19 protein-coding genes and 1 pseudogene are annotated in these 23,066 nt (G+C 69.1%); 10 read left to right on the forward strand and 10 right to left on the reverse strand.

Annotated elements, in window-relative coordinates; all coding sequences use genetic code 11:
• Positions 1-98: 98 nt before the first annotated feature.
• Positions 99-1,463: a 3-oxoacyl-ACP reductase gene (locus tag G6N14_RS16365; protein WP_085134150.1), complete on the forward strand. Its 1,365-nt coding sequence runs from the start codon at positions 99-101 to the stop codon at positions 1,461-1,463.
• An 88-nt stretch (positions 1,464-1,551) separates the two neighbouring features.
• Positions 1,552-2,394, forward strand: coding sequence for a MaoC/PaaZ C-terminal domain-containing protein (locus G6N14_RS16370; RefSeq protein WP_085134210.1), 843 nt, complete (start codon positions 1,552-1,554; stop codon positions 2,392-2,394).
• 16 nt (positions 2,395-2,410) lie between these two features.
• Here the strand turns inward: G6N14_RS16370 and G6N14_RS16375 are convergent, their stop codons facing one another.
• Both G6N14_RS16375 and G6N14_RS16380 read right to left on the reverse strand, forming a co-directional pair.
• Entirely contained in the window at positions 2,411-3,037 is a 627-nt protein-coding gene (locus tag G6N14_RS16375; RefSeq protein WP_085134151.1) for a TetR/AcrR family transcriptional regulator, read from the reverse strand.
• A 74-nt stretch (positions 3,038-3,111) separates the two neighbouring features.
• Positions 3,112-4,290 (reverse strand): glycoside hydrolase family 3 N-terminal domain-containing protein, encoded by a 1,179-nt coding sequence (locus tag G6N14_RS16380; RefSeq protein ID WP_085134152.1) that lies wholly within the window; start codon positions 4,288-4,290, stop codon positions 3,112-3,114.
• A gap of 125 nt (positions 4,291-4,415) precedes the next feature.
• On the opposite strand from G6N14_RS16380, the gene G6N14_RS16385 reads away from it, so the two are divergent.
• Positions 4,416-4,589: a DUF2613 domain-containing protein gene (locus G6N14_RS16385; RefSeq protein WP_013827163.1), complete on the forward strand. Its 174-nt coding sequence runs from the start codon at positions 4,416-4,418 to the stop codon at positions 4,587-4,589.
• A gap of 109 nt (positions 4,590-4,698) precedes the next feature.
• Positions 4,699-8,888 (forward strand): annotated as a pseudogene (locus G6N14_RS16390) (alpha-(1->3)-arabinofuranosyltransferase domain-containing protein).
• Here the strand turns inward: G6N14_RS16390 and G6N14_RS16395 are convergent.
• Positions 8,885-9,673, reverse strand: a complete 789-nt coding sequence (locus tag G6N14_RS16395; protein ID WP_234808787.1) for a hypothetical protein — start codon at positions 9,671-9,673, stop codon at positions 8,885-8,887. The pseudogene G6N14_RS16390 and the gene G6N14_RS16395 sit on opposite strands and share 4 nt — an antisense overlap.
• A 245-nt stretch (positions 9,674-9,918) precedes the next feature.
• On the opposite strand from G6N14_RS16395, the gene G6N14_RS16400 reads away from it, so the two are divergent.
• On the forward strand, positions 9,919-11,301 hold the full coding sequence (locus G6N14_RS16400; RefSeq protein ID WP_085134154.1) for an NADP-dependent succinic semialdehyde dehydrogenase: 1,383 nt from the start codon (positions 9,919-9,921) through the stop codon (positions 11,299-11,301).
• Between the two features lie 6 nt (positions 11,302-11,307).
• On the opposite strand, the gene wrbA is transcribed toward G6N14_RS16400, so the two are convergent.
• Positions 11,308-11,910 carry an NAD(P)H:quinone oxidoreductase gene (gene wrbA / locus G6N14_RS16405; RefSeq protein ID WP_085134155.1) on the reverse strand — a complete coding sequence of 201 codons (603 nt, stop codon included), beginning with the start codon at positions 11,908-11,910 and terminating at the stop codon, positions 11,308-11,310.
• 58 nt (positions 11,911-11,968) lie between these two features.
• On the reverse strand, positions 11,969-13,063 hold the full coding sequence (locus G6N14_RS16410; protein ID WP_085134212.1) for an LLM class flavin-dependent oxidoreductase: 1,095 nt from the start codon (positions 13,061-13,063) through the stop codon (positions 11,969-11,971).
• A gap of 150 nt (positions 13,064-13,213) precedes the next feature.
• Here G6N14_RS16410 and G6N14_RS16415 point away from each other — a divergent pair, with 150 nt between their 5' ends.
• Together G6N14_RS16415 and G6N14_RS16420 are read left to right on the forward strand one after the other, a co-directional pair.
• On the forward strand, positions 13,214-13,672 hold the full coding sequence (locus G6N14_RS16415) for a MarR family winged helix-turn-helix transcriptional regulator (protein ID WP_109559671.1): 459 nt from the start codon (positions 13,214-13,216) through the stop codon (positions 13,670-13,672).
• Positions 13,673-13,725: 53 nt separating this feature from the next.
• Positions 13,726-14,703 (forward strand): phosphotriesterase family protein, encoded by a 978-nt coding sequence (locus G6N14_RS16420; RefSeq protein ID WP_085134157.1) that lies wholly within the window; start codon positions 13,726-13,728, stop codon positions 14,701-14,703.
• A gap of 12 nt (positions 14,704-14,715) precedes the next feature.
• Here G6N14_RS16420 and G6N14_RS16425 read toward each other — a convergent pair whose 3' ends face one another.
• On the reverse strand, positions 14,716-15,291 hold the full coding sequence (locus G6N14_RS16425; protein WP_085134158.1) for a TetR/AcrR family transcriptional regulator: 576 nt from the start codon (positions 15,289-15,291) through the stop codon (positions 14,716-14,718).
• 217 nt (positions 15,292-15,508) lie between these two features.
• Positions 15,509-16,102 (reverse strand): TetR/AcrR family transcriptional regulator, encoded by a 594-nt coding sequence (locus G6N14_RS16430; protein ID WP_109559672.1) that lies wholly within the window; start codon positions 16,100-16,102, stop codon positions 15,509-15,511.
• A gap of 216 nt (positions 16,103-16,318) precedes the next feature.
• Between G6N14_RS16430 and G6N14_RS16435 the strand changes: the two genes are divergently transcribed.
• Positions 16,319-17,647 (forward strand): oxygenase MpaB family protein, encoded by a 1,329-nt coding sequence (locus tag G6N14_RS16435; protein ID WP_085134159.1) that lies wholly within the window; start codon positions 16,319-16,321, stop codon positions 17,645-17,647.
• Here the strand turns inward: G6N14_RS16435 and G6N14_RS16440 are convergent.
• Entirely contained in the window at positions 17,584-18,774 is a 1,191-nt protein-coding gene (locus G6N14_RS16440; protein ID WP_085134160.1) for an acyltransferase family protein, read from the reverse strand. The two genes, G6N14_RS16435 and G6N14_RS16440, sit on opposite strands and share 64 nt — an antisense overlap.
• A 104-nt stretch (positions 18,775-18,878) precedes the next feature.
• On the opposite strand from G6N14_RS16440, the gene G6N14_RS16445 reads away from it, so the two are divergent.
• Both G6N14_RS16445 and G6N14_RS16450 read left to right on the forward strand, forming a co-directional pair.
• Positions 18,879-20,147, forward strand: a complete 1,269-nt coding sequence (locus tag G6N14_RS16445; RefSeq protein WP_163787204.1) for a cell envelope lipid trafficking protein PgfA — start codon at positions 18,879-18,881, stop codon at positions 20,145-20,147.
• Positions 20,148-20,154: 7 nt separating this feature from the next.
• Complete coding sequence (locus tag G6N14_RS16450) at positions 20,155-21,843, forward strand: MmpA family trehalose lipid delivery protein (protein ID WP_085134162.1); 1,689 nt, start codon at positions 20,155-20,157, stop codon at positions 21,841-21,843.
• Here G6N14_RS16450 and G6N14_RS16455 read toward each other — a convergent pair.
• Positions 21,840-22,619, reverse strand: a complete 780-nt coding sequence (locus G6N14_RS16455; RefSeq protein WP_264079973.1) for a PhzF family protein — start codon at positions 22,617-22,619, stop codon at positions 21,840-21,842. The two genes, G6N14_RS16450 and G6N14_RS16455, sit on opposite strands and share 4 nt — an antisense overlap.
• Positions 22,620-23,051, reverse strand: a complete 432-nt coding sequence (locus G6N14_RS16460; RefSeq protein ID WP_109559673.1) for a thiol-disulfide oxidoreductase DCC family protein — start codon at positions 23,049-23,051, stop codon at positions 22,620-22,622.
• Positions 23,052-23,066 lie beyond the last annotated feature (15 nt).

Raw genomic sequence — 23,066 nt, forward strand, 5'->3', positions numbered from 1 at the left:
GGGGACGGTCGGACTGATACTACCCAGTATTCTTACTCTGGAGTAAGTTCGTTGTCGACACCGCGCACCAGGCACGTCCTCACACGGAAGGCAGCTCAGTGGCCCCGAAGTTCTCGTCGGACCTGTTGTCCCAGATCCTCAACTCCGCCCCCGGATCGTTCCTGTCCAAGCAGCTCGGCGTACCGCAGGCCGAGAACCTGCGCCGTTACCGGGTCGGCGAACCCGCGCTGGCCGGACCGCTGCTGATCGGCGGCGCGGGCCGGGTCGCCGAGCCGCTGCGGGCCGCGCTGGCCGACGACTACCAGCTTGTCGGCGACAACCTCGGCGGCCGGTGGGCCGACTCCTTCGGCGGGCTGGTCTTCGATGCGACCGGCATCACCGCGCCCGCGGGGCTGACCGCACTGCACGAGTTCTTCACCCCACTGCTGCGCAACGTCGGCCGCTGCGGCCGGCTGGTGGTCGTGGGCACCACGCCGGAGGCGGCCGGCAGCGTCGATGAGCGGATCGCCCAGCGGGCGCTGGAAGGCTTCACCCGCTCACTGGGCAAGGAATTGCAGCGCGGCGCCACGGTGCAGCTGGTGTATCTGTCGCCGGACGCCAAGCCCGGCGCCACCGGTCTGGAATCGACGCTGCGATTCATTCTCTCGGCCCGCTCGGCGTACGTCGACGGCCAGGTGTTCTACGTGGGCGCCGACGACGCGACCGCCCCAGCCGACTGGGACAAGCCGCTGGAGGGCAAGGTCGCGATCATCACCGGCGCGGCCCGCGGCATCGGTGCCACCATCGCCGAGGTGTTCGCCCGTGACGGCGCCACGGTGGTGGCGATCGACGTTCCGGCCGCCGCCGAGGCACTCAACGCGACCGCCGCCCGGGTGGGCGGCACCGCGCTGGCGCTGGACGTCACCGCCGACGACGCCGTGGAGCAGATCACCGCCCACCTCAAGCAGCACCACGACGGCAGGGCCGAGGTACTGGTCAACAACGCCGGCATCACCCGCGACAAGTTGCTGGCCAACATGGACGACAGCCGCTGGAACGCTGTCCTGGCGGTCAACCTGCTTGCCCCGCAACGCCTTACCGAGGGGCTGGTCGCCAACGGCAGCATCGGTGCGGGCGGCCGGGTGATCGGCCTGTCATCGATGGCCGGGATCGCGGGCAACCGGGGTCAGACGAACTACGCGGCCACCAAGGCCGGGATGATCGGCCTGACCGAGGCGTTGGCTCCGGCGCTGGCGGAGAAGGGCATCACGATCAACGCGGTGGCCCCGGGCTTCATCGAAACGGAGATGACGGCGGCGATCCCGCTGGCCACCCGCGAGGTCGGCCGCCGGCTGAACTCACTGTTCCAGGGCGGCCAGCCCGTCGACGTCGCCGAGCTGATCGGCTACTTCGCCAGCCCGGCCTCCAATGCGGTGACCGGCAACACCATCCGGGTCTGCGGCCAAGCCATGCTGGGCGCCTGACCCCCACCCCGACAACGATGCCGTGGGACCGTCGGCCGCGCTGCGGCGGGGACTCCCGTGATGAAAAGGAAGGGCAGCTGTGAGTGAAGTGACGCAGCCGAGCGGGTTGAGAAACATGGTGCGCGCGGTCGCCGGGGCACTGCCCTTCGTCCCGCGCAGTGAGACCCTGCCGAACCGGACACTGCGGGTCGACGAGCTGACCATCGATCCCGAACACGTAGCCGCCTACGCGGCCGTCACCGGATTACGGTTCGCCGACCAGGTCCCGCTGACTTATCCCTTCGCGCTGACGTTTCCGATGGTGATGGCGCTGGCGACCGGGTTCGACTTCCCCTTCGCGGCAATGGGCTCGGTGCACACCGAGAACCGCATCACGCGCCACCGCCCGATCGCGGTCACCGACACGGTCGGGGTGACGGTTCGGGCGGCGAACCTGCGGGAGCACCGCAAGGGTTTGTTGGTCGACATCCTCACCGACATCAACGTCGGCAACGAACCGGTCTGGAATCAGGTGACCACGTTCTTGCATCAGCAGCGCACCAGCCTGTCCGATGAGCCCAAGCCCGAACCGGCCAAGCCGCCCAAACTGGGCCCGCCCAACGCGGTGCTACGGGTCACCCCCGGGCAGATTCGGCGCTACGCATCGGTGAGCGGAGACCACAACCCGATCCACACCAGCTCGATCGGCGCCAAGTTGTTCGGGTTTCCGACCGCTATCGCGCACGGGATGTTCTCGGCGGCCACGGTGCTGGCCAACATCGAAGGCGTGCTTCCCGATGCGGTCGATTACTCGGTGCGGTTCGGCAAGCCGATGCTGCTACCGGCCAGCCCAGGCCTTTACGTCGACAAGGTCGACGGCGGCTGGGATCTGGCGCTGCGCAACATCGCCAAGGGCTACCCGTATCTGACCGGGGCGGTGCGGGCGCTGTAGCCGGCGCAACCCCGGCTCAGCCGGCGGCGACGGCGTCGGTGCCGTCGCGGCCGCCGGGGGCTTCTTTGAGGCCGCGCCAGAACAGATCGATCATCAGTTCGCCGGCTTCGTCCACGCCGGTGTCGCCGGTGCTGACGCGGCTGGCGATGGCCTCGCCGGCACCCACCAGCGCGACCGCCATGAGTTCGAAGTCGACGCCCGGTTCGGGTTTGCGGGTGCCGGCGCGCAGCAACCGGCCGACCAGTTCGATGATGCGCTCGCGGCCCTCGCGAACGGTGTGGGCGAACGCCTGCGAACTGGTGGCCTGGGTGTACATCACGATCCACGACGCCCGGTTGGCATCGATATAGTGCAGGAACGCCCGAATCGTGTTGCTCAGCATCTCTTTCGGCGGCTGCTGAAAATCGATCCCGGTACGCAGCGTCTCGACGAAACGGCGCAGTTCCCGGTCCAGGCAGGCCCCGAACAGTTCTTCTTTGGAGCCGTAATACAGGTAGAGCATCGGCTTGGAGATCTGGGCGGCAGCGGCGATCGAATCCATCGAGGTCTCGTGATAGCCGTTGATCGAGAACATCTGGACCGCGGCGTCGAGCATCTGCTGTTCACGCACGGCCCGCGGTAACCGTTTGCTACCAGCTGCCATCGCCTCGAGGTCCTTCCACGTTCCCCCTCCGGCGCGATCTTACCGAAGAGTAACTTGGCTTCCTGCTGCCGGGATCACCCGTGGCAGTGCGTACCTGGCCGCTTGACCGCAGCCACCCGGGCCAACGAGGCGTCGATGGCCTCCTGCTTGAGCTCACCGGCCGACACCGCCTGCTCCAACCGATCGAGCACCGCCGGCACCTCGTCGGTGGTGACCCACAGCGCCACGTCGACACCGGCCGCAAGGCTGCGCAGCACCGCCTCGGCGACCCCGTAGTGCTCGGTGATCGCCGCCATCGACGACAGATCGTCGCTGAACACCGGACCGTCGAAAGCCGGTGCGCGATAACCGGTGCCGGTGCGCAGCAGCTCGACGGCCGCCGGGCTCAGGCTGGCCGGGTCCTCGGTGAGCCCGGGGACCTCCAGGTGGCCCATCATGACCGCTACCGGGGCCTGGGTCACTAGCGTGCGGTAGGGAATCAGGTCGTTCTCCTGCAACTGCGGCAGGTCCGGCGTGATCACCACGCCGGCGGTGTGCGAGTCGCCGGAGCCGTGGCCGTGGCCGGGGAAGTGTTTGAGCACCGGCAGCAGCCCGGCGTCCCGCAATCCCTGGGCGTATGCGCCGGCGTACTCGGTGACCTTGGCCGGGTCCGCCCCGAAGGACCGGTCACCGATCACGGTGTCGTCATCGGTGTCGGCGTCCACGACGTCGACCACCGGCGCGAAGTCGACGGTGATGCCCAGCTCGGCCATCTTGCGGCCGCGCTGCGCCGCCAGCTCGCGGACCTGCTCGGCGCTGTTGGTCTGCGCGAGTTCCTTGGCCGACGGCGACGATCCGATCAGCGACGACAGCCGCGACACCCGACCGCCCTCCTCGTCCACGCTGACCGCCAGCGGCAGCGGGCCGGTGGGGGCCTGGCTCTCCTTGATCTCCTTCAGCGAACCATCGGTGAGGATGGACAACTCAGTCCAGCTGCCGATGAAGATGCCGCCGACGTGGTGATCGGTGACGACCGCGCGGGCGTCGGCCGCGTCGCGGATGCCCACCATCACCAGCTGCGCCAGCTTGTCGCGCACCGACAGGGCGGACAGCTGCTCACACACCGGGTCCGCTGCCGGGGAGGCGGCCGTCGGGGCGGCCTCAGACGACGGCGCGGGCGTCTCGTCGCGGTGCGAGCACGACGTGACAAGTGCCGGCAGCGCTACGGCGGCCAGCAACAGACCGGGCAGTTGTCGAGTCAGCGTTCCAGGCATCGCACCATGCTGTCACGGGCGGAACAACCGGGCACACAAGGCCCACATGCTAGTTTGGCGGGCGGGGGCCAGCGGGGGTGATGGCCCCGACGAACACGTCACGAGAGTGCAGAAGGAGCCTGACCATGCCTCGGTTCGTGGTACCGGCCGCCATCAGCATCGTCGTGGGGGTGTTACTCGGTGCCGCCGCCGTCTTCGGGGTCACGCTCATGGTGCAGCAGGACACCAAGCCGCAGATCGCTGGAGGGGACCCGCAGTCTTCGGTGCTGAACAGGGTTGAATACGGCAACCGCGGCTGACCTGCGCTCGCCGGCAACGCTCGACCAACTGCCGGCAACGTCGCAGGCGCTGACTCCGCTGTCCCGGCGCTGGCTCTGGCTGGTGGGAGCCGCCGCGCTGGCCTGCAGCATGCTGCAGGCGCCCGGGCGGATCTCGCCGGACACCAAGCTTGATCTCACACTGGCTCCGCTGCGGTTCCTGGCGCGGGCCGCCAACCTGTGGAGCAGTGAGCTGCCGTTCGGCCAGGTGCAGAACCAGGCGTACGGCTACCTGTTTCCGCACGGCGCCTTTTTCCTGGCCGGTGATCTGCTGGGCCTGCCGGGCTGGCTGGTTCAGCGACTGTGGTGGGCCGTGCTGCTCACGGTGGCGTTCTGGGGCCTGCTGCGCGTCGCCGAGGCGTTGCGGATCGGCAGCCCCACGGCACGGCTGATCGGCGCCGCCGCGTTCGCCCTGTCACCGCGGGTGCTCACGACCTTGGGTTCGATCTCGTCGGAGACACTGCCCATGGCGCTGGCGCCGTGGGTGCTGCTGCCGGTCATCCGGGCGCTGGGCGGGCCCGGCGATCCGGATCGGCAGGCACCGCAACGGTCCGCGCGGAAGCTGGCCGGGCAGGCCGGCGTCGCGGTGGCGCTGATGGGCGCCGTCAATGCCGTCGCGACGCTGGCGGGTTGCCTGCCGGCCCTGATCTGGTGGCTGTGCCACCGCCCGAACCGCCGCTGGTGGCGCTTCAGCGGTTGGTGGCTGCTAGCGCTGACTCTGGCGGTGGCCTGGTGGCTGGTGGCCCTGGTGTTGCTGGGCCGGGTCAGCCCGCCGTTCTTGGATTTCATCGAATCGGCCGGTGTGACCACCCGGTGGACGTCGCTGACCGAGATGCTGCGCGGCACACACAGTTGGACGCCGTTCGTCGCGCCGAACGCCACCGCGGGGTCCCCGCTGGTCACCCGCCCGGTGCTGATCCTGGGGACCTGCTTGGTGGCCGCCGCCGGGCTGGCCGGTCTGACCGGCTTGCTCGTCCGGCGCACACCGGGCGCCGGACGGCTGGTCACCATGCTGCTGATCGGCGTGACACTGCTGGCCATCGGCTATGCGGGCGGACTGGGCTCCCCGCTGGCCCATCCGGTGCAGTCCTTCCTCGACGGGGCCGGCGCCCCGCTGCGCAACCTGCACAAGCTCGAGTCGGTGATCCGGATCCCGCTGGTCTTGGGGCTCGTCCACCTGCTGGGCCGCATCCCGCTGCCGGGCAGCGCCCCCCGGCCGGTGTGGCGGCGCGCGTTCGCCCACCCCGAGCACCACAAGTCAGCCGCGGTGGGCCTGGTGATCCTGACGGCCCTGCTGGTCAGCACCTCGCTGGCCTGGACCGGCCGGCTCACGCCGTCGGGGACCTTCAGCGCCCTGCCGCAATATTGGCGTGACGCCGCGGCGTGGCTCTCCGAACACAACGCCGGCGGGCCCACCCCGGGCCGCGTGCTCGTGGCACCGGGCGCGCCGTTCGCCACCCAGACCTGGGGAAACAGCCACGACGAGCCGCTGCAGGTCCTCGAGGCCGGCCCGTGGGGGGTGCGCGACTCGATCCCGCTGACACCGCCGCAGACCATCCGCGCGCTCGACTCAGTGCAGCGCCTGTTCGCCTCCGGCCGGCCGTCCGCCGGCCTGGCCGACACCCTGATCCGGCAGGGCATCTCCTACTTGGTGGTGCGCAACGACCTCGATCCCGACACCTCCCGCTCGGCGCGGCCACTGCTGGTGCACCGTGCCGTCGACGGCTCACCGGGGCTGCGGCGGGTGGCCCAGTTCGGCGATCCCGTCGGCTCGGGCTCGGTCCCGGGCTTCGTCGCCGACAGCGGACTGCGGCCCGCGTATCCGGCGATCGAGATCTACCGGGTCGGTGATCCCGCGGCCGACGCAAACCCGGGCGCGCCCTATCTGACCGATCTCGACGCGATGCCGCGCGTCGACGGCGGCCCCGAGGTGTTGCTGCGCCTCGACGAGCACCGCCGGCTGCGCGGCGAGCCGGCCCTGGGCCCGGTGTTGCTGACCGGGGACGCCCGGCGTGCGGGACTGCCCACCCCCGTGGTGACCGTCACCGACACCCCGCTGGCCCGCGAGACCGACTACGGCCGGGTGGACGACCACTCTTCGACGATCCGGGCCGCCGGCGACGCCCGGCACACCCTGAGCCGGGTCCCGGACTATCCGACGCCCGGCGCCAGCACCGTGTTCGGCGGTTGGCTCGGCGGCCGGCTCACCGCCTCCAGTTCGTCCTCGGACGCCACCACGCTGCCCGACGTGGCGCCGTCGACCTCCCCCGCCGCCGCCATCGACGGCGACTCCGGAACAGCCTGGGTCTCCAGCGCGCTGCAGTCGGCGGTCGGGCAATGGCTGCAGGTGGACTTCGACCATCCGCTGACCAACGGCATTATCACCGTGACACCCAGCGCGACGGCCGTGGGCGCGCAGGTGCGGCGGATACAGATCTCCACCGTCAACGGCACCACCACGCTGCGCTTCGACCGGGCCGGCGAGCCGCTCACCGCCGCCCTGCCCTACGGCGAAACGCCGTGGGTGCGCATCACGGCGTCGGGCACCGACGACGGCTCGCCGGGCGTGCAGTTCGGCATCACCGATATGGCTGTCACCCAGTACGACGCCTCGGGTTTCGCCCATCCGGTCGACCTGCGTCACACCGCGCTGGTTCCAGCGCCACCGGCGGGCGCACAGGTGACGCAGTGGGACCTGGGGGCGGGACTGCCGGGCCGGGCAGGCTGCGCACCGGTCGACGGCGCGGTGCGCTGCGCGGCGTCGATGATGCTGGAGCCCGAGGAGCCCGCCACCTTCAGCCGCACCCTGAACGTTCCACGGGCCATGTCGGTGACCCCGACGGTCTGGGTACGGCCACGGCAGAGCCCGCACCTGGTCGACCTGATCGCCGAACCGGGTGCCGCGCGGGCCCACGGTGACGCCGACGTGCTCGATGTGCTCGGTTCGGCCTACGCCGCCGCCGACGGCGATCCGGGCACGGCGTGGACGGCGTCGCAGCGGGTGGTCGCGCATCGGTCGCCGCCCACCCTGACCGTCACCTTGCCGCGGCCGGTCCAAGTGACCGGAGTGCGGTTCACCGCTAGCCGGTCTCCGCTGCCGGCGCAGCCCACCCTGGTCGCGATCGATCTGGGGTCGGGGCCTCAGGTTCGGGAGGTAGCCGAATCCGGTGAGCAGCAGGTAAGCCTGCTACCGCGCGTCACCGATAAGGTCCGGATCAGCCTGCTGGGCTGGGAGGACGTGATCGACCGCACGGCGATCGGCTTCGATCAGCTCAAACCACCGGGCCTGGCCGAGGTCAGCGTGCTCGGCGCCGGCGGACGTCCGGTCGCCCCGCCGATCCCGCCCGCAACCGCTCGCGTGCGGTGCACGTCGGCTGCGGGCACGGACCGATCATCGCGATCGCCGGGCGGTTTGTGCACACCACGATCACCACGACTGTCGGAGCGTTGCTCGACGATCAGCCGGTGGCGGCCAAGGCGTGCGACCAACGTCCGATCGCGTTGCCGCCGGGCGCCCAGGAGTTGTTGGTCAGTCCGGGCCCGGCGTTCGTGGTCGACAGCGCCACCTTGTCCGGTGCGTCTGCGACCGTCGGCACCACCGAGACGACGCCGGCGGTATTGGGGTCGTGGGGCGCGGGCCGGCGCGAGGTGACGGTGCCCGGTGCGGCGGCCGGGCGGGTGCTGGTGGTTCCGGAGAGCATCAACAGCGGGTGGGTGGCTCGCAGTTCGGACGGCACCCGGTTGGCGCCGGTGGCGGTCAACGGATGGCAGCAGGGTTTCGTGCTGCCCGCCGGCACCGACGGCGCGATCACCCTGACCTTCGGGCCCAATCGGTTCTACCGGTTCGGGATGGCCGGCGGGCTGGCGCTGCTGCCGCTGCTGGCCTTGCTGGCCTGGTGGCCGGCGCGGCGCGCTCGCGATCCCGGTCCCCCGGCGCTGCCGTGGCAGCCGGGCCGCCGCGTGGTTTCCGGGGGCGCACTGGCAGTCGGCTTCTTGATCGCCGGGCCCGCCGGAGCGGCGGTGTTCGGCGCGGCGATGGTCTTGCTGTGGGCGTTGCGGCATCGGCAACGGGCCTTCGATGCGGTCCGGCTGGGGTTGAGTACCGGTGGGCTGACCGCCGCGGGGGCGATGCTGTGCCGGCATCCCTGGCGGTCGGTGGACGGCTACGCCGGCCACTCCGCCGGCGTCCAGCTGGCGGCACTGATCTCCCTCGCTGTCCTGTCAGCCACCGCCATGGTGGTGACAGGCACCGCTGGTCGCACGCAGCGCCGTGCGAGCTAGGGCGCGGCTTCGAGCTTCTCGATCTGGGTGTTGAAGAGCCGCACCAGGTCCTCGGTGTGGGTGGCATCACCGGAATCGTCGGCATCGGGACGCAGTCCGATGTCGTTGCTGGTGGCAACGACCAGCACGCCGCGGTAGTAGCCGGAAATGGTGGACGCGGTGATCGAGATCGGCAGCCGGACAGTGGCCTTGCTGGCGCTCGTGATCACCGTCGCGACCGCCCACGGCGGTACCCCGTCGGCCTCCAACGGTTCCAGCTGGATATCGGTGGTCACCGAACGTCCGCCCTGCTCGAAGGTCTGCGTGAAGGTTTTGCACTTCTCCACGAACCGTTTGAGGTTGGGGTGGTCCGGCGTCAGCGCCAGCCGCACCCGCATCGTGTGCAGGCCGCCGGGCTGAAACTTGGCCAAGGTCGCCGTCGCCGTCTGGGTGGCAGAAGCCGGGCTGGAGTAGAAGTCGGCACATTCGGGCGGGTCGACGGTCAGATTCGGCATATCCGACGGGGTGTCGCCGGCACTGTCGACGCCGCTGATCCACTTGCCGCCGGACGGGTCTGGGAAGGCGGAGCGCTCGACCAGGATCTCCGACGACAGATTCGTGATGTCGGGCTTGCGCGACGGCTTGTCCTCGGCCGCGAACCGGCCGCCGAGCACCAGTACCAGTCCGGCGATCACCACGACCGCCACCGCGGCCAGCGACAGCCACAGCACTTTGCGCGGCTTGGGCTCGGGCGGACCCGGCACCGGCCACGGCGCACCGTAGGGCGGGACGCCGCCGGGGGCCATGCCAGGTTCATCGTGGACCCACAGTTGCCAGCCGGGAGGTGGGGGCGGCCAGGTCGGATCAGGCGCCCAGTTGGCATCCGGCGCCCAGCCAGGCGGCGGAGGCGGCCAGGTGGGCGGTGGGTTGAAACGCATCGGGCGGCTCCCGTATCGACGTACTGATGCTGGCTCGTGGCGAGCCTACGCGGTTCGATGGTGGCAGGCTGGACATGTAGTCGTCACACTGCAGCCACCGAAGGGGGTTCCGCGTGCCCGCAACACCGATAGCGACGATCAACCCGGCAACCGGGGAAACGGTCAAGACGTTCACCGCCGCCAGCGACGCCGAAGTCGACGCCGCGATCACCCGCGCGGCGAATAGGTTCGTCACATACCGTCGCACCGGTTTCGACGAGCGCGCCCGGTGGATGCACGCCGCGGCCGGCCTGCTCGAAACCGAGGCCGACGAGGTCGCCGCCATGATGACCCTGGAGATGGGCAAGACCCTGGCAGCGGCAAAGGCCGAAGCACTCAAGTGCGTCAAGGGCTTCCGCTACTACGCCGACCACAGCGAGCAACTGCTGGCCGACGAGATCGCCGACGCGCCGAAGGTCAACGCGTCCAAGGCGTTCGCGCGCTATCAGCCGCTCGGGGTGGTACTGGCGGTGATGCCGTGGAACTTCCCGCTGTGGCAGGCCGTGCGGTTTGCCGCCCCGGCCTTGATGGCCGGCAACGTGGGACTGCTCAAGCACGCCTCGAACGTGCCCCAGACCGCCCTGTACCTCGCCGACCTCTTGTCCCGGGCCGGCTTTCCCGAGGGTTGCTTCCAGACCCTGCTGATCCCGTCGGGGGCGGTCGAGCGTGTGCTGCGTGATCCGCGGGTGGCCGCGGCGACGCTGACCGGTAGCGAACCCGCCGGCCGTTCGGTAGCCGCCATCGCCGGCGATGAGATCAAACGCACCGTGCTGGAACTGGGCGGCAGCGACCCGTTCATCGTGATGCCCTCGGCCGACCTGGCCTCGGCGGTTGCAACCGCGGTTACCGCCAGGGTGCAGAACAACGGTCAATCATGTATCGCAGCAAAGCGATTCATCGTCCACGCCGACATCTACAAGGAATTCACCTCCCAGTTCGTCAGTCAGATGTCAGCTCTTCGGGTCGGCGATCCGACCGATCCGGACACCGACATCGGGCCGCTGGCAACCGAGGCGGGCCGCGACGAGGTCGCGCAACAGGTGGACGCCGCCGCGGCCGCCGGGGCAGTGATCCGTTGCGGCGGAAAGCGGCTGAACCGGCCCGGGTGGTTCTACCCGCCCACCGTGATCACCGACATCACCCGCGACATGGCGATTTTCACCGAGGAGGTGTTCGGCCCGGTGGCGTCGGTGTACTGCGCCGCAGACATCGATGAGGCCATCGAGATCGCCAACGCCAGCCCGTTCGGCCTGGGCTCCAACGCCTGGACCCGCGACGAAGCCGAGATCAGCCGTTTCACCGACGAGATCGAGGCCGGCCAGGTGTTCATCAACGGGATGACGGTGTCCTATCCGGAGTTGCCGTTCGGCGGGATCAAGCGGTCCGGCTACGGCCGCGAGCTCTCGGGCCACGGCATTCGGGAGTTCTGCAACCTCAAGACGGTGTGGGTGGCCTGAGGCGGGTCAGGAGCCCGCGATCTTGGCGGCGATGCCCACCGCCCGGGTGGCCAGGTGGTCCAGTGCGGCAAGGGTGGGCTTGTCCAGCTGATTCTGGTTGTCCGCACCGGTGACGTGCCCGACGCCGTAGGGGTTGCCGTCGGCGAACTTGATCGGGTCGGTGTAGCCCGGCGGCACCAGGATCCCGCCGAAATGCATCAGCGACACGTAGAGGTTCAGCAACGTGGCCTCCTGCCCGCCGTGCGCGGTCTGACTCGAGGTGAACCCGGCGTAGACCTTGTCGGCCAGTTGGCCCTTGGCCCACAGCCCGCCCAGCCCATCGATGAAGTTCCGGAATTGCGCCGCGGGGGAGCCGAATCGGGTGGGCGAGCCGAAGATGACGGCATCCGCCCACACAATGTCGTCGCCGGTAGCCGCGGGCAGGTCTTTGGTGGCCGCGTAGTTGGCGGTCCACGCCGGGTTGTGGGCGAAGCTCGCCGGATCGCGCGTCTCCTCGATGTGCCGCACACGGACCTCCGCGCCGGCGGCCTCACCTGCCCGGGCCACTCGCTGGGCCATCGCGGTGCCGTGTCCGGTAGCCGAGTAGTAGATAACCGCCAGCTTCGTCATTGCCTTCTCTCCTTGGTTGTTGTGCGTGTCAGTTCCTGCCGGTCAGCAGGACTTGCCTTCACGATGCCTCCCGGATCGGTGTGCGCCCGGCCGCGATGAGGGACTGGTGAGTGGGCGCTGCGGGAACGTGGGCGGGCCGGCCGACGGCGAACTCTTTGCGCAACACCGGCACAACGTGCTCCCCCAGCAGATCGAGCTGTTCGAGCACGGTCTTCAATGGCAGCCCCGCATGGTCGATCAGGAAGAGCTGGCGCTGGTAGTCGCCGACGTATTCCCGGAACCCCAGAGTCTTGTCGATCACCTGCTGGGGCGAACCGACCGTCAGGGGCGTCTGGGTGCTGAACTCCTCGAGGCTGGGCCCGTGGCCGTACACCGGGGCGTTGTCGAAGTACGGCCGGAACTCGTTCACCGCGTCTTGGCTGTTGGGCCGCAGGAACACCTGGCCGCCAAGACCCACGATCGCCTGGTCTGCACCACCGTGGCCGTGGTGTTCGAAACGCTCGCGGTAGAGCTGCACCATCCGCTGGGTGTGCGATGCCGGCCAGAAGATGTGGTTGGCGAAGAAGCCGTCGCCGTAAAACGCGGCGAGTTCGGCGATTTCGGGACTGCGGATCGACCCGTGCCAGACGAACGGCGCAACTCCGTCCAGCGGGCGCGGCGCCAGGGTGAAACCGCGCAACGGAGCACGGTACTCACCGGTCCAGTCGACGACCTCCTCGCGCCACAACCGGCGCAACAGCTGGTAGTTCTCCACGGTCAGCGGCAGCGCGGACCGGATGTCCCTGCCGAACCAGGGGTACACCGGTCCGGTGTTTCCGCGACCCAGCATCAGATCCACCCGGCCATCGGCGAGGTGTTGCAGCACGCTGTAGTCCTCGGCGATCTTCACCGGGTCGTTGGTGGTGATCAGCGTGGTCGCGGTGCTGAGCACGATGTGCTCGGTCTGCGCTGCGAGGTAGCCCAGCAGCGTGGTCGGCGACGATGGCACGAATGGCGGGTTGTGGTGCTCGCCGGTGGCGAACACGTCCAGACCGACCTCCTCGGCCTTTCTCGCGATCGCCACGGTCGCCCGGATCCGCTCCGCCTCAGTCGGCGTACGACCGGTGGTCGGGTCGGCGGTGACATCGCCGACGGTGAAGATGCCGAACTGCATACCGGTGTTGGTCACGCGAAGCCCTCCTTGTTGTTCACTCTAGCTGATAGTTGCAAACGCAACTAGTTTTCGATTCATTCCTGGGATGGATTGCACATATAGCGAGCACCTCGCCGGTCCAGTGATGCTCGAAGCAACTACATTGAGAGCATGGACACGCGCTGGCTCAGTCAGAAGGAACAACGCATGTGGCGCGGCTATCTCGACAGCACACGCCTGCTGCTGCGCAGCCTGGACCGGCAATTGACCGCCGACTCAGGACTGAGCCTGGCCGACTTCGAGATTCTGGCGCTGTTGTCCGAGGCGCCGGAGCGCCGGCTGCGCATGAACGAGCTGGCCGACATCACCGTGACCACCCGCAGCGGGGTCACCCGTGCGGTCAAACGGCTGACCGACGCCGGCTGGGTCCGCCAGGTCAGGTGCGAGGAAGACAAGCGCGGGCAATACGCCGCACTCACCGAGTCGGGCATCAACAAACTGCGAACGGCCGCGCCGGGTCATGTCGCAGCGGTGCGCGCCGGCCTGTTCGATTCCCTGAGCCCTCGCGAGGTGGAGCTGTTCAGCCACTCCTACGCCCGCATCCGCGACAATCTGCTGGAGCACCCGTAGGCATTATCGGCGAAGACGATCGGCCGTCGCCGCAAGGTCCATACGATCGGTCCATGTCGCAATGCCAGACCGCGCGCGGTCCCATCAACACCGCCGACCTCGGCGTCACGCTGATGCACGAGCACGTGTTCATCATGACCACCGAGCTCGCCCAGAACTATCCGGAAGTCTGGGGCGACGAGGACGCCCGGGTGGCCGACGCGATCGCCCGGCTCAATGAGCTCAAAGCCGCCGGCGTGGACACCATCGTCGATCTGACGGTGATCGGGCTGGGCCGCTACATTCCGCGGATCGCCCGGGTCGCGGCCGGAACCGAGCTCAACATCGTGGTGGCGACCGGGCTCTACACCTATAACGACATCCCGTTCTTCTACCACTTCCGCGGCCCCGGCACCCTGCTGGACGGCCCGGAGCTGATGGCCGACATGTTCGTCCGCGACATCGAGTCCGGCATCGCCGACACGGGGATCAAGGCTGGAATCCTCAAGTGCGCCACCGACGAACCGGGCGTCACTCCCGGCGTCGAGCGGGTGCTGCGCGCCGTGGCCAACGCCCACCGGCGTACCGGCGTTCCGATCTCCACCCACACCCATGCCGGCACCCGGCGCGGCCTGGAACAGCAGCGGATCTTTGAAGAAGAAGGCGTCGACCTGTCCCGGGTGGTGATCGGCCACTCCGGCGACAGCACCGATCTGGGCTACCTGGAGGAACTGATCGCGGCGGGATCGTATCTGGGTATGGACCGCTTCGGCATCGACATGTTCCTGCCGTTCGAGGAGCGGGTGAACACCGTGGCGGCCATGTGCGAGCGCGGCCACGCCGACAAAATGGTGCTCTCCCACGACGCCAACTGCTACTTCGACGCCCTACCCGGCGACCTGAGCGCGACGGCCGCACCCAACTGGCACTACCTGCACATCCACAATGACGTGCTGCCCGCGCTGCGCCAGCGCGGCGTCACCGAGGACCAGTTGCACACCATGCTGGTCGACAACCCGCGCAAGATCTTCGAGCACTCCGGGGCCTACTGACGGCCCCGGAGGTCACCCCACCAACGAACCGGCGCGCACGGCCAAGGTCCGCACCAGGGCCTGCAGCCGCTCGCGGGTCGCCGATTGGGGATCGCTGAGGCGCAACTGCAGAAGCTCGCGGGCGGCCGCCTGAAACATGCGGGCGGTGTAGTCGGGGTCGGGCAGGCCGGGGTAGCTGCGCTGCAACTCGCCCACCAGATAGGCGCGCACCACTTCCTGCGCCTGGGCAAGCCGCTCATGCAGTTCCGGCGGCGCCCCCTGCGGCGGCGACAGAAACAGTCGCCACGTGGCGGGCTGGGCATCGACGGCCTCGACCACGCTGTCGAACCGGCTGACCAGCACCCCGTCCGCGTAGGCCTCGGTGGTCGCGGAGATCACCTCGGCGAACTGGGCGCCCGCCCGCGCAGCCTCGCGATCGATCAACGCGACGAACAAGCCTGCGGGGTCACCGAACTGCTGATAGATCAGCGATCGGTTGATACCGGCCTCGCGGGCTATCCGGTTCGGAGTGGCGGCGTGAAACCCCTCGGCGTCGACGATGGCGTGCGTGACATCGAGGATCTGGTTCCGCCGGGCCTCCGCCGTCATCCGCCGCCGCGACGGCCCCGAAGTCATGGCTGAAAGCATAAGTAGCTTCCTGTTGCTGGAGGTACCAGCAACCTGTGAGTTTGTGAAGTCCGGCGGCCATGCGGGCCGACTCCGGGGCAACAGACCTACAGCGGATCTGAATCTCACGGCATCGCAATCGATTACACACCGACCGGGAGACCCGGCACAGCACAGAAGCGGCGATCGGGCCCGCACCTCACCAGACCAGGCGCGCAAGGTGCGTTTCCGCGTAGTCGCGGACCGCCACGGTGTCGTTGATGTCGAGCACTCCGCCTCGGTTGGTGAGCAGCGATCCGACCAGGCGCACCAAGATCTCCGCGGTGGTCTGCACGGCTTCGTCGGGCATGGTGACTCCGCACAGTCGCAGCGTCGCGGCAACCAGATTGCTGGCGCGCATCAAAGCCCGCTCCCCCTTGGGCGTGTTGAGCCCGATGAGAAGCTCCGGCTCGTTGGCGATCACCGCGGTGGCCAGCGGGCTCTCGGTGATACGCCGCATGGCAAGGGTGAAGCATTCCACGATGGCGCCGGCAGCATCCTGGGCGCGGGCGGCGTGACCGAGCTCGACGAACAACACTTGGGTGTCGGCCTCGACGAGTTCCTCGAAGAGCGCCTCTTTGGTGGGGAAATGCCGGTACAGCGTGCGGCGGCTCACACCGGCTCGCTGAGCCACGGCATCGATGTTGGTCCGGCGAAAGCCGTGCCTGGCGAACTCAACCCGTGCCGCCTCGAGGATCGCGCCTGCCGTGCCGCCCATGGCATCGCCCACCGTGACCGATGCCGGACTGGCCATGGCGCCCTTCCTGTCCTGTGCGGCGGTGAGCCGAGCCGATACGCGGCGGCCGCCTCCTTCAGCGGGGACTTCCCGCGTGCTATCGTGACACAATTACATAAGTTTGTGCCATTGTGCGGGGTTCGTGATGCGCGGCCCGGTGTCGCCACCGAATTCACCGCCGGCCGGCACGCCAGACCGATCACTCGGAATCTGCTAGTCATCGGAGGTTCTTGGATGCCCACGCACTACCCGGAGCTGTACGAGCGCGTCCGCCGCCAGGCCGAGCTGCTCCCGGCTCTTTACGGCGACCTGAACTTCGATGTGCAGCCCTACCGCACCACGACCGACCCCGACGACGTGTCATCGCTGCGCGCCAAGCCCGCCACCCGCGCCAAGCTGCTGGCCGATGAAGCTGCCGTCGAACTGATCTCGACCGCGACCTGGCTCGGCGACGTGGTGGCGGACTCCTACGCCGCCCTGATGGGCCAGTACAGCGTCACCAGCTTGATCAGCATGCTCAAGACCGCCTGCCGCAAGGGCCTCGAGGCAGTGCCCGACGCGCCGCCCGAACTGGCTGCGCTCATCGCCGATATGGAAGCCACCCCGGACTGGCTGGACATGGACTTGGTCCGAAAGGGCGCCGAGGAGTCTCAGGTGCCGATGGCCCTCTTGGCGCCGTTCGTGGTGCGGGGATCGTTCATCGCGACCTTCCTCAACACCTACGCAGCACTTCCGATGGCGTTGACCGGCGCGCTGACCGGCAAACGCGCGGCCCGGCGAGTCAACGAGACCACCAGCTTCTTCACCGTCACCACCCTGCCCGGCGCGCTGGACCGGCACGGGCCGGGATTCGAGGCGGCGGCGATGGTGCGCCTGATGCACTCGATGGTCCGTTTCAACGCCCTGAAGCGTTCCCCGAAATGGGACATCGGCATCTACGGGCTGCCGATCCCGCAGATCGACCAGATGCCCGCCGGGATGATCAATCTCTTCGTGCTGGCGATGGACGCCCACCGCAAGGGCCGCACCGAATTCACCCCGAGTGAACGTGCCGTCGTCGAGTTCACCCATTACCGCAACTTCCTGCTCGGACTGCCCCAAGAGTTGCTGCCGACCACACCCGCCGAGATCATCCGGGTGTTCAGTGCCCGCGCGGCACTGCTGCGCGACGACTTCGACGACGCCACCTGCGGAGAGATGGTGCGCTCAACGATGGCCGCCTACCTGCGGCCGAAAGAAACGCTGCGCGAACGCATCGCCGACGCGGTCGAGAAGAGCTACAGCAAGGTGTTTTTCGTCCGGATGTTCAGCGGCGGCCAGCGCGACGTGGCCGCGAAGATGGGTGTCACGCTCGGTCTCGGCGATTACGCCCGGGTGGCGCTGACGACTCCGTTCGTGGTCGGCCGCCTCATGCTGGTGCAGCGCGCCGCCCGCATCCCCGGGCTGCGGCGCATCACAGGAGCCTACGTCCTCCGGCTGCTCAAACGGCGCCTGCAGACCTACGGCACGCCCGAGTTCACCAGCGACGCATCCGAGTACACCCCGTCGGGTCGGGCTGCCTGAGGCGAGCCCGGGCGTTGCGGCGCGTGCCGGTTCTCCCAGCCGCGCAGCTTCTCCCGACACGGTTGCTCCACCAGGGCGTAGCTGACCGCGGCGATCGCGACGGTGAAAACCATCGTCAGCGCCAGCACCACCGCCATGTCCCCGGTGAATGCGAAGCGCCCGATCACCGGAAAGACCATGTCCAGTGCCGCCAGGTGCCAGATGAAGATCCCGTAGGACCAGCGGCCCAGGGTCACCATCGGCGCGCTGGCCAAGAACCGGTGCGCGGTGTCGGGCCGGTCCAGCACCAGTGGGGCCAACAGCGACCACGCCAGCACCCCGCCCATCGCGGTCCGCACGATGAACTGCTCGACGGTTGCCGAGGTGAGCCCTTCCGGGCCTGCCAGCGGTGAGGCCGCCACCAGAAACGCCACCAGGGTCACGCCCGCCATCGGCAGCCGCCGTCGGGCCAGCCGGTGCACCCAGCCGACCGGGCTGTAGGTCCACTCCGCGAGCAGCATGCCCGCACCGAACCAGCAGCCGTAGGCCGGCGCCCAGTTCAGCGGGTTCACCCCGTAGGGCGTATGGATCGGCAGGTATCCCCAGCCGAGGCTGAGCAGCGCCACGGCCGCGATCGCCGGAATTCGCGCGCGCACCGGCAACCAGCGCGCCGCCAGCGCCAGCAGCGGCAGCGCGAGGTAGAAGCTGACCTCCACCGCCAGACTCCACATCTGGGTCAGTCCCGGGGTCAGCGTCAGCGGCACATAGATCTGCGTCATGGTGAGGTTGGCCAGCCAGACCGTCAGACTGGCTCCCTCGGCGTCGGGGAGCAGCGCCAGCACCACCACCACCGCCACGAGGTAGGCCGGGATGATCCGCACCAGCCGCGACCGCAGGTAATGGCCGGTCTGCGGCGCCGGACGCAGCCCGCGCGCGGCGGCTGCATGCCCCCGCCACAACAAGAATCCGCTCAAGGCGAAGAACACCGCGACAGCCATGTCGAACCGGCCCCACAAGCGGCCGCTGATCCCCGACGAGTGCCCGGTCTGAAATGCGACATGGGTGATCACCACGCCGATGGCCGCGCAGGCGCGCATACCCTCGACAGCGGGCAGGAAGCTGCGAACGCCACCCACCTGCTGGTTCATCTGATTAGGGACCGAAGCTTCGATGGACACACAGTAGCTGTTTCATCTGCTGCTGTTAGGGTCGAACAAATTTAGATGCGGGCTCAACTGGAGGGTGCGGCGACGTGAACCGAGCAATCATGATGCGTATCGCGGCATGCGCAGTCATGGGCCTCGGCGCCGCCCTGCTGATCGCGGCTCTGTTGCTGTCCACCTATACCGCGGGCAAGATCGCCAAGATCCCACTCGATCTCGACGTCACGCTGGTCGGCAACGGCAGCGGCGCCGCCCTGGACCCCGAGTCCCTCGGCCGGGAACACGCCGCCGTGGACCACGACGTGCCGCTGGTGTCACAGGAGCAGATCACAGTCGAGTCGCCGGCCAACGCCGACGTGGTGACCCTGCAGGTCGGATCGTCGCTGCGGCGCGGGGATCGGCAGAAGGACACCGGCCTGCTGTTGGCCATCGTCGACACCGTGACCCTCAACCGCACAACCGCCCGGGCGATTTCCGATGACACCCACCCGGGCGGCTCGGTGCAGCGACCGCGCAATTTCGGGGACGAGAACCCGCCCACCAATATCGCGCTGCCCCACGAGGGGCTGTCCTACCGGTTCCCCTTCGACACCAAGAAGCAGTCCTACCAGTACTTCGACCCGATCGCCCAGAAGGCCTACGAGGCCAACTACGAGGGCGAAGACGACGTCAACGGGCTGACCACCTACCGCTTCCTGCAGAACGTGGGCTACGACGAAGACGGCAGCCTCAACGAGCCGATCCGCTACCCGTCGCTGTACGGCCACGACGAAGACGGCGAGATCACCGCGCCGGCCCGGATGTGGAACATCGAAGGCGCCGATCCCGACGAGGACATCACGATGACGCGGTACTACGCCGCGCAGCGCACGATGTGGGTCGACCCCGTCTCGGGCACCATCGTCAAGTCGAAAGTGCACGCCAACCACTACTACGCGCGTGACCCGCTCAAGCCGGAGGTCGCGCTGGTGGACTACACGATCACCAGCTCCGAGGAGACCATCGAGGCGCAGGTCGACGCCGCCCGCAACGAGCGGGATCGCTTAGCCCTGTGGTCGCGGGTCCTGCCGATCACCTTCACCGCCGCGGGTCTGATCTGTCTGCTCAGCGGTGTCCTGGTCGGCTGGTTCAGCCTGCCCGCCGAGGCCGCTCTGGGACGCCCCGGCCGCCTGGGCTCCGAGGAGGGGTTCTTCGGCGGGTTCGCGCCCAAGTCGCCGACCGCCCAGCAACCGTCGGGAGCTGAGGCCGAGACCGAGAAGCTGCCGACGCAACGTCCCCAACTGGACCGGCCCTCGGCGCCACCCGAGCCGAGCGCCCCGGATCGCGGCACCCCGGATTCGGCGCCCGACCAGCCGTAGTTCCGCGGTGGTGCAAGCCAGGCGCTGGTGGGCGCCGTGCTATGCACTCGGCCTGACGCTGCTGATTCTGGCGCCCCTGCTGCGGCCTGGGTATCTGCTGCTGCGAGACGCGGTTTCCACGCCGCGGTCCTACCTGACCGGAGCTGCCCTCGGGTTGAGCGAGTCGGCACCACGAGCGATTCCGCAGGACTTCGCCGTCGCCCTGGCCTCCCGGCTGGCCGACGGCGGCATCGTGGTCAAAGCACTGCTGGTGGTGGGTCTATGGCTGGCTGGCTGGGGAGCCGCACGCCTGGTGGCCATCGTCCTGCCCGAAGCCGGGCTGCCCGGTCAGCTGATCGCGGTCACCGTGGCGATCTGGAACCCCTATGTGGCTGAGCGGTTGCTGCAGGGCCATTGGAGTCTGCTGGTGGGCTATGGCTGCCTGCCGTGGGCGGCGGTGGCGATGCTGGGGCTGCGCTCCGGGGCGACCGGACTGTTCGGCTTGGTGTTCTTTCTGGCGTTGGCCGGGCTGACCCCGACCGGCCTGGTGCTGGCGACCGTGGTGGCGCTGGTGTGTGTCGCGGCACCCGGCGACGGACCGCCGCGCTGGTGGTGTGCCCTCAGCGCCATGGCGATCGCTACGGCAGCCGCCCTGCCCTGGCTCACGGCGCTGGTGCTGAGCCCGGGGTCGGCGCACGGCGAATCGGCCGGGGCGGCGGCGTTCGCGGCCCGCGCCGAGCCGGGTCTGGGCACCCTGGGAAGCCTCGCCGGGCTCGGCGGAATCTGGAACTCCGAAGCGGTCCCGGCATCACGTACCACCTTCGCACTGCTGGCCACCGTGGTGTTCCTGGCCGTGCTGGGTTTGGGCTGGTCGTCGGTGCGGGACCTGCCTGCGGTACGGCCGCTGCTGGCCCTGGCCGCAACGACGGTGCTGGCCTTCGCCCTGCTGGCCACGGGCCCCGGTGTGGCCCTGCTGCGCTGGGCTACCGACATCGCGCCCGGACTCGGAATGCTGCGCGACGGCCAGAAGTGGGTGGCGCTGGCGGTGCCGGGCTACGCGCTGGCCGGAGCGGGGGCGGTGGTGGGCCTGCGCAAGCGGCTGCCGCCGGCCCGAGCCGCGCTGGCCTGCTGCGTCGCGCTGATCGTCGTCCTGCCGGACCTGGCCTGGGGCGTGGCCGGCCGGGTGACACCGGTGCACTACCCACCGGGGTGGGCGGCGGTGGCGGCCAAGATCAACGCCGATCCTCGTCCGGTGGCCGTGCTGCCCGCCGACGCCATCCGCCGGTTCCCCTGGGCGGGTACCGCCCCGGTACTGGACCCGCTGCCCCGTTGGGTGCGCGCCGAGGTACTCACCACCGGCGATCTGATGGTCGGCGGGCAAACCGTGCCCGGAGAGGGCACTCGCGCGCGGACGGTGCAGGAGGCGCTGTTGTCCGGCGCCGAACCGGCTGCGCTCGGCGTCAAGGGCGTGGGCTGGGTTGTTCGAGAGACCGATGCGCAGGGCGAGATCGGTGCTGCCGAAAAGACTCTGACTCGGCTTCCGGTGGCCTATCGGGATGCGGATCTGACGGTGTACCGGGTTGGCGGCCATGCACCGAAGGTGCCGACCGGGCCGCGGCGGGCTGCGATAGCTGCGCATCTGGTCTGGCTGGCGATGCTGGTGGCGGGCGCGGCAGGTCTGGCGGCGGCGCCGCTGCGACGACGCCTGCGCGGTTAACGGCGAAGTTCCCCACTGAAGACGGTCACCGCGTGCCCGATCAGCAGGACACGGTCGCCGTCACGGCGCACCCGCAATCGCCCACCTCGCGGCGAGGCCTGTTCCGCCGAGAATTCCTCGACTCCGAGACGCCCGCCCCACAGCGCGGCAAGAGTGCAGTGCGCCGAGCCGGTCACCGGATCCTCGGACAGCCCGAAGCGGGGTGCGAACACCCGGCTCACGATGTCGGCGTCGCCGTCACCGACTGCCGTAACCACGACGGCACGCGCGGCTACCTTCGCCAGCGACGCCGTGTCCGGCGCCAGCGCCCGGACTTCGGCAGCTGACCCCGCTTCCACGACCACGTCCAGGCTGCCCCGCCACACCGAGCGGATGCTCACCCCGGGCAGGCCTGCCACCAGCTCCGCAGTCGGCGCCGCGCCGCGCACGGGGTCCGCCGGAAACGTCATCCTGATCGCGCCATCGGAATCCGTCGTGCAAGCCAGCAAGCGATCGCCCGCCCGGAAGGATTGGTCCCCGCCCAATACATGAGCACTGGCCAGGGTTCCGGAGCCGCACAACGCCAATTCGGCCACCGGACTGAACCACCGCAGACTTCGCGGGCCGGGATCCCCGTGAGCCAGATCGATGAATGCTGTTGCGGGGCAGTTGAACTCTGCTGCCACAGCCTGCATCCACGAAGCGTCGGCGGGACCGTCCAGCAGCACTACACCGGTGGGGTTCCCCCGGAACCTCACCGATGTGAACGTGTCGACTAGGTAAGCAGCGATGGGCACTTAGGCGTCCAGGAAGCGGGCCCGCACAGCCGGCCCGGGGACGGGGCAGGTGTCGTGCCGACCGCCCAACCGATAGCGCACCGCGGCGAAACGGTCGTAGAGCCAGTCGCGCAGCCCCGCCGGGATGATGCGGGCGGCGAGCAGCAGCCGGAACGGGCCACCCAGATAGCTCAGAACCCGCAGGGCGGCCGCCGAGCGCACGTCGATGCGCTCGTCGGGCCGGCCCGGGTTGTGCACGAAGATCATCGAGTCGATGTCGCCCAGCCCCGGGTGGCGCGCGATGACCGCGCGCGCGAAATCGCTGTCCAACGCTGCGAATCGCAGCGTGCCGCGCCGGTCGAACCGGAGAATGGTCTGTACGGATCGATTGCAGATCCCGCAGACGCCGTCGTAGAGCAGCACCGGACTCGTGGGTTGGTCAGTCACCGGCATCGCCTCCCGCGCAAG

It is taken from the genome of Mycolicibacter hiberniae (assembly GCF_010729485.1).
Classification (GTDB): domain Bacteria; phylum Actinomycetota; class Actinomycetes; order Mycobacteriales; family Mycobacteriaceae; genus Mycobacterium; species Mycobacterium hiberniae.